10 protein-coding genes are annotated in these 11,572 nt (G+C 70.0%); 7 read left to right on the top strand and 3 right to left on the bottom strand.

Translation table 11 applies throughout. The annotated features are described in order from the left end of the window. Nucleotides 1-144 precede the first annotated feature (144 nt). Nucleotides 145-834: a GntR family transcriptional regulator gene (locus ACWGJM_RS48420; RefSeq protein WP_453418176.1), complete on the bottom strand. Its 690-nt coding sequence runs from the start codon at nucleotides 832-834 to the stop codon at nucleotides 145-147. Between the two features lie 121 nt (nucleotides 835-955). Here ACWGJM_RS48420 and ACWGJM_RS48415 point away from each other — a divergent pair, with 121 nt between their 5' ends. The 5 genes from ACWGJM_RS48415 (at nucleotide 956) to ACWGJM_RS48395 (ending at nucleotide 5,891) form a co-directional block, all read left to right on the top strand. Further along, nucleotides 956-2,401: an MmgE/PrpD family protein gene (locus ACWGJM_RS48415; RefSeq protein ID WP_453418175.1), complete on the top strand. Its 1,446-nt coding sequence runs from the start codon at nucleotides 956-958 to the stop codon at nucleotides 2,399-2,401. A 26-nt stretch (nucleotides 2,402-2,427) separates the two neighbouring features. After that, nucleotides 2,428-3,336 (top strand): isocitrate lyase/PEP mutase family protein, encoded by a 909-nt coding sequence (locus ACWGJM_RS48410; protein ID WP_453418174.1) that lies wholly within the window; start codon nucleotides 2,428-2,430, stop codon nucleotides 3,334-3,336. Then, complete coding sequence (locus ACWGJM_RS48405; protein ID WP_453418173.1) at nucleotides 3,336-4,589, top strand: 3-isopropylmalate dehydratase large subunit; 1,254 nt, start codon at nucleotides 3,336-3,338, stop codon at nucleotides 4,587-4,589. Before ACWGJM_RS48410 ends, ACWGJM_RS48405 begins: the two co-directional genes overlap by 1 nt. Continuing rightward, entirely contained in the window at nucleotides 4,589-5,107 is a 519-nt protein-coding gene (locus tag ACWGJM_RS48400; RefSeq protein ID WP_453418172.1) for a LeuD/DmdB family oxidoreductase small subunit, read from the top strand. The genes ACWGJM_RS48405 and ACWGJM_RS48400 overlap by 1 nt, the downstream gene beginning before the upstream one ends. An 88-nt stretch (nucleotides 5,108-5,195) precedes the next feature. Beyond that, the gene (locus ACWGJM_RS48395; RefSeq protein WP_453418171.1) at nucleotides 5,196-5,891 is read left to right on the top strand and encodes an MBL fold metallo-hydrolase; all 696 of its coding nucleotides are present in this window, start codon (nucleotides 5,196-5,198) and stop codon (nucleotides 5,889-5,891) included. 281 nt (nucleotides 5,892-6,172) lie between these two features. Here the strand turns inward: ACWGJM_RS48395 and ACWGJM_RS48390 are convergent, their stop codons facing one another. Together ACWGJM_RS48390 and ACWGJM_RS48385 are read right to left on the bottom strand one after the other, a co-directional pair. Next, on the bottom strand, nucleotides 6,173-7,501 hold the full coding sequence (locus ACWGJM_RS48390; RefSeq protein WP_453418170.1) for a class I SAM-dependent RNA methyltransferase: 1,329 nt from the start codon (nucleotides 7,499-7,501) through the stop codon (nucleotides 6,173-6,175). Nucleotides 7,502-7,603: 102 nt separating this feature from the next. Further along, nucleotides 7,604-9,661: an APC family permease gene (locus ACWGJM_RS48385; RefSeq protein ID WP_453418169.1), complete on the bottom strand. Its 2,058-nt coding sequence runs from the start codon at nucleotides 9,659-9,661 to the stop codon at nucleotides 7,604-7,606. A gap of 521 nt (nucleotides 9,662-10,182) precedes the next feature. Between ACWGJM_RS48385 and ACWGJM_RS48380 the strand changes: the two genes are divergently transcribed. Both ACWGJM_RS48380 and ACWGJM_RS48375 read left to right on the top strand, forming a co-directional pair. Beyond that, a complete protein-coding gene (locus ACWGJM_RS48380) occupies nucleotides 10,183-10,854 on the top strand; it encodes a potassium channel family protein (RefSeq protein ID WP_390735390.1) in 672 nt (223 codons plus the stop codon). Then, the gene (locus ACWGJM_RS48375) at nucleotides 10,854-11,525 is read left to right on the top strand and encodes a potassium channel family protein (protein ID WP_361439548.1); all 672 of its coding nucleotides are present in this window, start codon (nucleotides 10,854-10,856) and stop codon (nucleotides 11,523-11,525) included. Before ACWGJM_RS48380 ends, ACWGJM_RS48375 begins: the two co-directional genes overlap by 1 nt. The last annotated feature ends 47 nt before the right edge of the window (nucleotides 11,526-11,572 follow it).

The following is an 11,572-nucleotide window of genomic DNA, read 5'->3' as shown; positions in this document are numbered from 1 at the left end:
GCCCACTCCGTCAGATTCACACTCTGACAACGACACTCACTCATACATGGTCACGCTCACTCACTCGACTTCGAGGGCCAGCAGTTGGAGACCCCCGGTTCCTGCGCTCCTCGGTGGCGACCCGGTAAGAGCACGGCGAGCGCCCTACCGGCCCTCGGGTGAAATGAGCAGCCGGTGGAAGTCGGAGCGCCCCTGCGTGCGGTGCTCGGCCAGCAGGCGCAGTGCGAGAACCCGGTCGCCGTCCTCGAAAGCGGTGACGATGTCGTCGTGCTCGGTGAGGATCGCCTCGATCCGCGCGAGGTCGCCGGAGGCGGCTCCGCGACGGTAGGACAGGGCGCGGTGCGGCTCCAGGGCCTCCCACAGTTGCCGGACGAAGCGCAGCATCCATTCGTTGTCGCAGCGGTCGAGCAGTGCGAAGTGGAAATTCCGGTTGTGGGTGATCACTCCCTGCACATCGACCCTGGCGACGGCGGCACGCTGGGCCTCCAGAGCAGCGCGCATCGCGGCTATGTCCTCGGGCCGCATCCGGGCCGCGGCGTTCGCCTCGGCCTCCGCCTCCAGGAGCTCCCTGATCCGGAAGATGCCGTCCACACTCTGCGGGCTCAGCTCGGTGACGGTGTAACCGCGCTGCGGGACGTACGTCACGATCCCCTCCCCCGCCAGCGTCTTGAGGGCCTCGCGGACCGGGATGACGCTCAGCCCCAGCTCTTCGGCAGCCGCACTCTGACGGATCGGCGCGCCAGGGGCCAGGTCACCGCGGACGATCGCGTCGCGGAGCTCCGCCAGAGCCACAGCTTCGGCGGTACGGGGGAGACAGGTTCGCTTGAGAGCCACCCGCCCATGCTACCCACCCACCCTCTAAAACTAGATGTTATAAATTGTAATCGGAGCCGGTCGCGAGAGGCCGGACCGCTCTTGCCGCCCGATCCGGGCCACGACATTGGAGGTGAGCGCGGTGTCCGCACCGACGCCAACGACCACCCGGCAGCCCACCGACCCGAGCGGCCCCACGGGGCAGCTGGCCACTTGGCTGACCGCCACCTCGCTGAAGCAGATCCCCGCCTCGGTGCGGGAGCGGGCCGCACACCTGGTGCTCGACGGCGTGGCCTGCGCGCTGATCGGCGCCCAGCTGCCGTGGTCGCGCACCGCTGTGGAGGCGGTCCTGGACCTGGAGGGCGCCGGGGAAGTCCCGGTGATCGGCTGGGGTCGCACCACCAGCGGCCCGGCAGCCGCGGTTCTGAACGGCACGTTCATTCAGGGCTTCGAGCTGGACGACTACTACCCGGCCGCCCCGCTGCACAGCACTTCCCTGGTCCTGCCCGCGCTGCTGTCCACCGCGTCACAACTGCCGTCGGTCACGGGCGCGCAGTTCCTCCGGGCGACGGTCCTCGGCTTCGAGACCGGCACCCGGGTGGGCCTGGCTCTGCACGGTTCGGAAATGCTTTCCCGTGGCTGGCACTCCGGTTCGGTTTTCGGCACGCACGCTGCCGCCGCCGCATCCGGGGCGATGCGCGGCCTGGACGCCGCCGCGTTCGAGGACGCGCTCGGCCTGGCCGCCACGCAGTCCGCCGGCCTGATGGCCGCGCAGTACGAGGCGATGTCGAAGCGGATGCACCACGGCCTGGCCTCGCGCAACGGCTTCTACGCCGCCGGACTCGCCCAGGCCGGCTACACCGGCATCAAGAAGGTCTTCGAGCGCCCCTACGGCGGGTTCCTGTCCACCTTCGGTGAAGGCCACGACCCCGACGCCACCCAGATCACCAAGGGCCTGGGCGAGGAATGGAACACCGAGCAGATCACGGTGAAGATCCATGCGGCGATGGGCGGGCTCCACCCCGCCATCGACGCCGCCCTCGCGCTGACCGACGGCCGCACGCTCGGTGCCGACGACATCGAATCCCTCCGCATCGAGGTACCCGACGCGATCTACCACCACGGGTGGTGGCCCCCGGAACGCCCCCTGACCACCATCGGCGCCCAGATGAACATCGCCTACGCCACCGCCGTGGCCCTCCTGGACGGCCACGTGCGCCCGGAGCAGTTCACGCCGGCCCGGATCGACGCCGACGACGTCTGGCAGCTGATCGGCCGCACCGAGGTGAAGCAGGTTGACGAGCCGCAGGATCCCAGCTGGACCCAGCGCGGCTACAACACCCGCCTCACGATCACGCTGCGCGGTGGCTCGGTCGTCACCCAGGCCCTCAACCAGCCCCATGGCGGCCCGGACGATCCGCTCACGAACGTCGAGATCCGGGACAAGTACCGGGCGCTGGCCGCTGGCGTCATCGATGCCGACAGGGCCGCCGAGATCGAACACATCGTCCTCGACCTCGAAGACCAGCCGGATCTCCGCCGCCTGGTCGACCTGCTCGCCGCCCCCGCGCGCGGCGTCCTCGACTGACCCATCACGAACTGCGAGGAGTCCTCGTGACACCGTCTCCACAGGGAAGTTCCACCTCGGCGACGCCCACCGCGCGTGGCCGGCTGCGCTCACTGCTCACCCAGAACAGGCTGATCACCGCCCCGGGCGTGTTCGACGGCCTCTCCGCCCACCTCGTGGCCCGCACCGGTTTCAGCGCCGCCTACCTCAGCGGCGCAGGGGTGTCCGTCGCCGGGTTCGGCCTGCCCGACATCGGGCTGCTCACCCAGAGCGAGATGACCGACCGGGCCCGCATCGTGGTCACCGCACTCGACGGCATCCCGCTCATCGCCGACGCCGACACCGGCTACGGCGCACCGATGAACGTCGCGCGCACCGTGCGCGAATACGAGAAGGCCGGGGTAGCCGCCCTCCACCTGGAGGACCAGGCATTCCCGAAAAGGTGCGGCCACCTGCCCGACAAGGAGCTCGTCTCGCCCAAGGAATTCACCGAGAAGCTGGACGCCGCCCTCCAAGCACGCACCGACGACGACCTGGTGATCATCGCCCGTACGGACGCCCGCGGGCCACTGGGCATCGACGAGGCGATCGACCGCGCGGGCCGTTACGCGGCCGCGGGCGCCGACGTCCTCTTCGTCGAAGCTCCGCAGAACATCGGGGAGATCGAGAAGATCGCCGCCGAGGTGGACGCCCCACTGCTGATCAACATGGTGCAGGGCGGCCTCACCCCCGACACCGCACCCGACCGGCTCGCCGAACTCGGCTTCCGGATCGCCATCCACCCCGGAGCCCTGCTCGCCCCCTACGTACTCCATGGGCTGGAGGCCCTGGGCCGCCTTGGCGGCACCATGCCCGAAGCCACACCCGGCCCGCAGGGCCTGTTCGAACTCGTCGGGCTGCGCGAGTGGTCCGCGATCGGCGAGCGCTACCGCGACCACACCAAGGACGGTGCCTGATGGGCATGACCATGATGGAGAAGATCCTCGCCCGCAAAGCCGGCCTGAAGAAGGTGGGCGCCGGTGACACGGTGGTCTGCGACGTCGACATGACCGTGATGATCGACCTGCAGTTCGCCACCAGCTGGATCCAACCCCTGAAGATCAACGACCCCGACAAGGTCGCGGTCATCATGGACCACGCCGTCCCCGCCCCCAACGTGCACGACGCCATAGGCGGCACCCACGCCCGCGCCTTCGCCCGCGACTTCCGCATAGAGAAGTTCTACGACGTCGGCCGCCACGGCATCTGCCACCAGGTCATCGCCGAGAACGGCCTCGCCCGCCCCGGCGAGATCCTCGCCTGCACCGACTCCCACACCTGCGCCGCAGGCGCCTACAACACCGCCGCCCGCGGTCTCGGCCCGGCGGAGGTGTACTCGATCCTTTGCACCGGCAAGACCTGGTTCCAGGCCGCGCCCACCATCCGTTACGAATTCACCGGCACCAAGCCCGACGCCGTCTCCGGGAAGGACATCTTCCTGTACATCGCAGGAACCTACGGCGACGCCACCAACCACAGCCTCGAATACGGCGGACCGGGCCTCGCTTCCATCCCCATGAACGACCGGCGCACCATCGCCACCCAAGGCGCCGAGATCTCCGCCGACTTCTCCACCTTCCCCATCGACGACCTCGCCCGCGACTTCCTCGCCGCCCACGGAGCACCCCCCGGCTCCTACACAGCGGCCGACCCAGACCCTGACGCCAACTACGCCGCCGTACGCAGCGTGGACCTCTCGTCGCTGGAGCCCTACGTCGCCCGCCCCGGCACCGTCAGCCACAACTCGCTGCCGATATCAGCGATCGAGAAGCGCCCGGTCAACCAGTGCTTCATCGGATCCTGCGCCAACGGACAACTCGAAGACCTCAAGATCGCCGCCGACATCGTGCGTGGCCGCCAAGTGGCGCCGGGAGTACGTCTGCTGATCACCCCGGCCTCCCAGGAGGTCTACAAGGACGCCATGCGCGCCGGCTACCTGCAAGACCTCGCCGATGCCGGCGCGGTGGTCACCAACTCCACCTGCGGCGCATGCTTCGGCTACCACATGGGCCTGCTGGCCCCCGGCGAGGTCTGCCTGACCTCCTCCACCCGCAACTTCACCGGCCGCATGGGCAGCCCCGAGGCGGAGATCTACATGGCCTCCCCCGCCACCGTCGCCGCCTCCGCCCTCACCGGCCACGTCACCGACCCGCGAGGGGAACTCAGCTGATGGACACCCTCATCACCGGACGCGTCTGGGTAGTCGGCGACTCCGTCACCACTGACGCCATGTACCCCGCATTCGCCATGAAACTGCCCGTGCGCGAAGCCGCGAAGCACATTTTCTACGAGCTGCGCCCAGGATGGACCGACGAGGCCGAGGTGGGCGACATCGTTGTGGCGGGCCGCAACTTCGGCCTCGGCTCGTCCCGTCCCGTCGCCGCGCTGTTCCGTGAGCTGGGCATCGCCGCGCTGATCGCGGAGGAGTTCAACTCCCTGTTCCTGCGCAACTGCATCAACCACGGCCTGCCCGCCCTGACCGTCCCCGGCGCCACCGAGGCGTTCACCGACGGCGACACCGCGCGCCTCGACTTCGCCAACGGCTGGGCCGAGAACACCAAGTCCGGAACCCGGCTGAACGGAGGCGCGCTACCACCCTTGGTCCTCGACATCCTCGCCCACGGCGGCATCCTGCCCAAACTCGCCCGCGAAGGCTACATACCCGGCCCGGCCGCACGCGGCCATTGAGCCTGTTTGCCGGGAGCGGTGTCGCTACCGCCCCCAGCAAGGTTCTCTCCCCTCTGAACTTGCAGGCTCCACGATTCAAGGGACTCTCATGCACAGCCAGCTCGCTCCCGGCGTCACCCGGATCGCCACCAGCAAGCGCGACAACGCCTTCCTCATCGAGGGCGACGACGGCCTCACCCTCGTCGACGTCGGATGGTCCAAAGCCCCCGGCGTACTTCTCCACACGGTCGCCGACCTGGGCCGCAAGCCCTACGACATCCGCCGCGTCATCCTCACCCACGCCCACCCCGACCACGTACAAGGCGCCGCAGAACTCCGCCGCCACACCGGCGCGCACATCCTCATCCACGACGCCGACCGCGCTTGGCTGGAAGCCGGACGCGTCCCGGCCCAAGGACGCTCCGGTGTCATCGGCCGCCTCATCGACCGCCTGCCCAAACTCCACTGGGCCCCCACGACCGCCGACGGCACCGTCTCCGACGGAGACATCGTGGATGGCAGCGACGGGCTACGCGTCATCCACACCCCGGGCCACTCGCCCGGCCACATCGTGCTGATGCACGAACCGAGCCGGACCATCCTCATGGGAGACGCAGCCTTCAACCGCGGCAAACTCGCCATCGGCCCCGCCGCACTCGCCGCCGATCCCCACCTGCGACCCGGCAGCCTGGCCCGCATACCCCAGGACCTCCAAGCAGTCGGCTTCGCTCACGGCGCCCCTCTGGCCGGCAGCGAGGTCCACACCTTCCAGCAATTCCTTCAGCAACTACCCCGGGAATCCTGAGCATTACGGCAGAGGGCGCCCGCGACGTCGGGTCGGATCCGGCCAGGACCGCCCCGGCCAGCAGCTCGTCGCGGGCGCCAGAATCAGCGTCGAACGAGCGTCAAGACGTTCCCCAACCGCCCCCACGAAGTCGAGGCAGAGCGCTCCCCACCCGCGCCCCGCTGCGCGAAGCCGCAGGTGAGACACGTGACGGGAGCCTGCGACACTCTCCACGCGGTGGACTTTGCGGAACAGGTCGAGCACACCCGGCCACGCATGAGGAATCCAGAAGGATCCGCAGGTCAAAGCCCCTTTTGGGCGGGCTCCAGGATCGCCACGCACTCCACGTGCGACGTCATCGGAAACAGATCGAACGCCCGCAGCGTCCGCACCCGGTATCCACCCTCGCGGAAGTACGCGATGTCCCGGGCCAGCGCGGCGGGATCGCAGGCCACGTAGGCGATCCTCCGGGCGCCCAGCGAGGCCAGATGGGCCACCGTCGCGCGGCCGGCGCCCGCGCGCGGGGGGTCGAGGACGATGAGGTCGACCTCGGTGATGCCGGTGCGGGGCAGGACGGACTCGACCTTGCCCTGTTCGATGCGGACGCGGGGGAAGTCGGCGAGGTTGTGGCGGGCGTCCTCGACCGCGCGCTTGCCGGACTCGATGCCGAGGACCGCGCCGGCCTCGCCGAGGCGGTCGGCGAGGGCGCCGGCGAAGAGCCCGACGCCGCAGTAGAGGTCGAGGGCCATCTCGCCCTTGCGGGGCAGCAGGCCCTGCATGACCGCCGTGACCAGCGTGTCCGCGGCCATGGGGTGGACCTGCCAGAAGCCGCCGCCTCCGACACGGTGGGTACGGCCGTCCGCGCGTTCACGGACGAAGGGGCGGCCGTGGACGCGGTGGACGCCGCCGGACCTCTCGTCGACCCGGAGGACCGAGACGGGCTTGTCGAGTTCGACCAGCGGGAGGCGGGCGCCGGGGCGCGGAGTGAGGACCACCTGGCGGTCCTGCGAGCCGGTCGCCGCGATCGCCTCGACCACGTCCATGCCGGTCCAGTCGCGCTTCTCGATGCCCAGCTCGCTGACGCCCGCCGCGGCGATCATGCAGTGGTCGATCCGCTCGACCTCGTGCGAGCGGTGGCGCCGCAGACCGGCGTGGCCGTCGGGGGCCACCGCGTACTGCACCCGCGTCCGCCACTGCGGCACCTCGCCGGCGGGCAGCTTGTCGCCCTCGGCGGGCACGACGGTGCCGTCCCAGCCGGCCTCCTCCGGCGTGAGGCCGGCCAGCCGCTGGAGCTGTTCGGCGATCACCTCGCCCTTGAGGCGGCGCTGGGCGCCCGGCTTGGCGTGCTGCCAGTCGCAGCCGCCGCAGCGGCCGGGGCCGGCGTAGGGGCAGGGGGCGTCGATGCGGTCCTTGGAGGCCTCGAGGACCTCGACGGCGTCCGCGCGGAGGAAGCGGGCGCCCTCCTCGCCCTCCGTCACCCGGGCCACGACGCGCTCGCCGGGCAGCGCGTGCCGGACGAACAGCACCTGCCCCTCGGCTGTGCGGGCGATGCAGTGACCGCCGTGGGCGACGGGGCCGATCTCGACCTCGTACTCCTCCCCCACCAGCGACTTCTTCGGTTCTGCCTGCATGGTGGGGTGACTCCAGATCGGGGAGGGACGGGGCGGCCCGCGACGGGGGCCTGACAACAGCCCACCAGTCTACGTGCCGCCGCCCGTTCCCCGGCGCCCGCGTCAGTCCCTCGCGCTGGGCTGCTTCTCCGCGTGCGCCCGCTGCTCGGCCGGACCGCGGCGCACCGCACCCGGCGCGTTCCACTCCTGCCGCCTGCGGGCCCGGTTCCGCGCCGCCTCGGAGGAGGCCAGCTGGTACGGCACCGAGGTCACCATGATGCCCGGCGTGAACAGCAGGCGGCCCTTGAGGCGCAGCGCGCTCTGGTTGTGCAGCAGGTGCTCGTACCAGTGGCCGACCACGTACTCGGGGATGATCACCGAGACGGCGTCGCGCGGCGACTCCTTCCGCAGGCCCTTGACGTACTCGATGATCGGGCGGGTGATCTCGCGGTAGGGCGAGTCCAGCACCTTCAGCGGTACGTCGATGCCGCGCCGCTCCCACTCCTCGCGCAGCGCCTTCGTCTCCGCCGGGTCGACGTTGACGGTGAGCGCCTCCAGGGTGTCCGAGCGCATCAGCTTGGCGTAGGCCAGGGCGCGCAGGGCGGGGCGGTGGATCTTGGAGATCAGGACGACCGAGTGCACCCGGGACGGCCGTACGCTGTCGTCGCTCGGGCTCTCGGGGGCCGCGATCTCCTCGGAGACCCGGTCGTAGTGCTTACGGATCGCGGTCATCGTCGCGTAGAAGATGCACATGCCCAGGAGTGCCACCCAGGCTCCGTGCGTGAACTTCGTGACGAGGACGACGACCAGCACCAGGCCGGTGAAGAAGGCACCGAAGGCGTTGATCGCGCGGGAGCGCACCATGTGGCGGCGCGTGGCCTGGTCCTGCTCGGTGGCGAGATGGCGGTTCCAGTGCCGGACCATGCCGGTCTGGCTGAGCGTGAAGGACACGAACACGCCGACGATGTACAGCTGGATCAGGCGGGTGGAGTCGGCGCCGTAGATGACGACGAGCAAGGCCGCCGTGCCCGCGAGGAGCACGATGCCGTTGGAGAAGGCCAGGCGGTCGCCGCGGGTGTGCAGCTGGCGCGGGAGGTAGCGGTCCTGGGCGAGGATCGAGCCGAGTAGGGGGAAGCCGTTGTACGCCGTGTTCGCGGCCAGGAACAGCACCAGGGCGGTGGCGGCGGCGAGCACGACGAACAGGAAGCTGCCCTTGCCGAACACCGCCTCGGCGACCTGGGAGATCACCGGGTTCTGGACGTAGCCGGCGCCGAGGGCGACGCCGTTGTGGAGCAGGTCGGTGGCCGGGTTCTCGGCCATGCGGACCTTGGTGGCCATGGCCAGGGCGATGATGCCGCAGAACATGGTGACCGCCAGCAGACCCATCATCGCCAGCGTGGTCGCCGCGTTCTTCGACTTGGGCTTGCGGAAGGCCGGAACGCCGTTGGAGATCGCCTCGACGCCGGTGAGCGCGGCACAGCCGGAGGAGAAGGCGCGCAGCAGCAGGAAGACGAGGGCGAAGCCCGCCAGGCCCTGGTGCTCGGCCTTGATGTGGTAGTCGGCCGTGGGCGCCCGCATGGTGTCCCCGAGGACCAGGCCGCGGAAGGCGCCCCACGCGACCATGATGAAGACGCCGCCGACGAAGACGTACGTCGGGATCGCGAAGAGCTTGCCGGACTCCTTCACGCCGCGCAGGTTCATCAGGGTGAGCAGCACGATCACGGCGGTCGCGCAGAACACCTTGTGCTCGACGACGAAGGGGACCGCGGAGCCCAGGTTCTCGATGCCGGAGGCGATGGAGACGGCGACGGTCAGGACGTAGTCGACGAGCAGCGCGCTGGCGACGGTGAGCCCGGCCTTGGGACCGAGGTTGGTGGTGGCCACCTCATAGTCGCCGCCGCCGCTGGGGTAGGCGTGCACGTTCTGGCGGTAGGAGGCGACCACGGTGAACATCAGCACGACGACCGCGACCGCGATCCAGGGGCTGAAGTGGTACGCCGACACGCCCGCGATGGAGAGGACCAGCAGCACCTCGCCGGGGGCGTACGCCACGGAGGACAGCGGGTCGGAGGCGAAGACGGGGAGTGCGATGCGCTTCGGCAGGAGTGTTTCGCCCAGCCGGTCACTGCGCAGTGCGCGCCCGATCAGGATCCGTTTGGGCACGTCGGTCAGTTTGGACACGAGAGAGGATCGTAAGCCTTCGAACTGGCTGTCGCCCACCCGCCGTCTCGGTTATTCCCGACGAGTGAACTCACAGACGGTTGGAACTGCGGATTCCGTGGTCCGGCTGCCCACCATGCCTAGATGGCAAACCCCGCATGTCGCCGCCCCTCGGAGGTTCGATGCCCGCGACCGCAGAGCTGATCGGCGCCGTGACCGCCGTCGCCGGCCTCGGAATCCTGACGCTGTGGAGCGTGCGCAGCATCACGCGGCGGTGAGCGGCCACTTGGCCGTTCCTTGGGTCAAATCTTTGGCTGTTTTTGCCGAGGGTCCGGCTGCCGGTGCCTGCGGCTACCGTGGATGCGGGCACTGGAGAGCCGCGATCGGTACCCACGGGGGATCACCGGCGGGAATCCCCGGCATGATGTTGCCCGGCGGACCCGGAACGGGTCCCCCACCCGTTGCCCGGCGAGCCCGAGAGAAGGATATGAGCACGACGTTCACGCAAGTCAGCGGCCTAGCGAGGAGTGCGGAGTAGAACCGTGCACATCGTCATCATGGGCTGCGGGAGAGTGGGCTCCGCTCTTGCCCAGACCCTGGAGCAACAGGGCCATACGGTCGCCGTGATCGACCAGGACCCCACCGCCTTCCGCCGGCTCGGCCCGGGATTCGGCGGGCGCCGGGTCACCGGGGTCGGATTCGACCAGGACACCCTGCGCGAGGCAGGCATCGAGGAGGCCGGCGCATTCGCCGCGGTCTCCAGCGGTGACAACTCGAACATCATCTCCGCGCGGGTGGCCCGCGAGATGTTCGGCGTGGAGAACGTGGCGGCCCGCATCTACGATCCCCGCCGCGCGGAGGTCTACCAGCGCCTGGGCATCCCCACCGTGGCCACGGTCCGCTGGACCGCCGACCAGATGCTGCGCCGCCTGCTGCCCTCGGGCGCGGAGCCGCTGTGGCGCGACCCCACCGGCGGGGTGCAGCTCGCCGAGGTGCACGCCTCGCCGAAGTGGGTCGGGCACAAGATCAGCAAGATGCAGGAGGAGACGGGCGTCCGCGTGGCGTTCCTGACCCGTCTGGGCGAGGCCATCCTGCCCACCTCGCAGACGGTGCTCCAGGAGGGCGACCTGGTGCACGTGATGATGCGGTCGGACGACGTCGAGAAGGTCGAGGCGGCGTTCGCCGAGGGCCCGGAAGAGGAGGGCGGTCACTGATGAGGGTCGCCATTGCCGGTGCCGGCGCGGTCGGCCGCTCGATCGCGGGCGAGCTGCTGGAGAACGGCCACGAGGTCCTGCTGATCGACAAGGCCCCGACCGCCATCTCGGTGGAGCGGGTGCCACAGGCGGAGTGGCTGCTCGCCGACGCGTGTGAGATCACGTCCCTGGACGAGGCGGCGCTCCAGCGCTGCAACGTCGTCATCGCCGCGACCGGCGACGACAAGGTCAACCTGGTCGTGTCGCTGCTCGCGAAGACGGAGTACGGCGTTCCGCGCGTCGTGGCCCGGGTGAACAACCCCAAGAACGAGTGGCTGTTCAACGAGTCCTGGGGCGTCGACGTCGCCGTCTCCACCCCGCGCCTGATGTCCGCCCTGGTCGAGGAGGCGGTGAGCGTCGGCGACCTGGTCCGGCTGCTCCGCTTCAGCCACGGTGACGCCAACCTCGTCGAGCTCACCCTGCCCGAGGAGTCGGCCCTGGCCGGCACCCAGGTCGGCGATGTCGAGTGGCCGCAGGACACCTCCCTGGTCACCATCATCCGCGGCAACCGCGTCCTCACGCCGTCCAAGGAGGACTCCCTGGAGCCGGGCGACGAGCTGCTGTTCGTGGCCGCGCAGGCCCGGGAGGAGCAGCTGGAGGACCTGCTGTCGGTGCGGCGGGAGGACGGCTGACGATTTCCCGAGCGGTACGAGGATGGGGGCGCCCAGAGATCTCTGGG

This window comes from Streptomyces sp. NPDC054834 (assembly GCF_053611185.1).
Note: the sequence above shows the minus strand (reverse complement) of the source record. Positions and strands in the feature narration are given on the sequence as shown.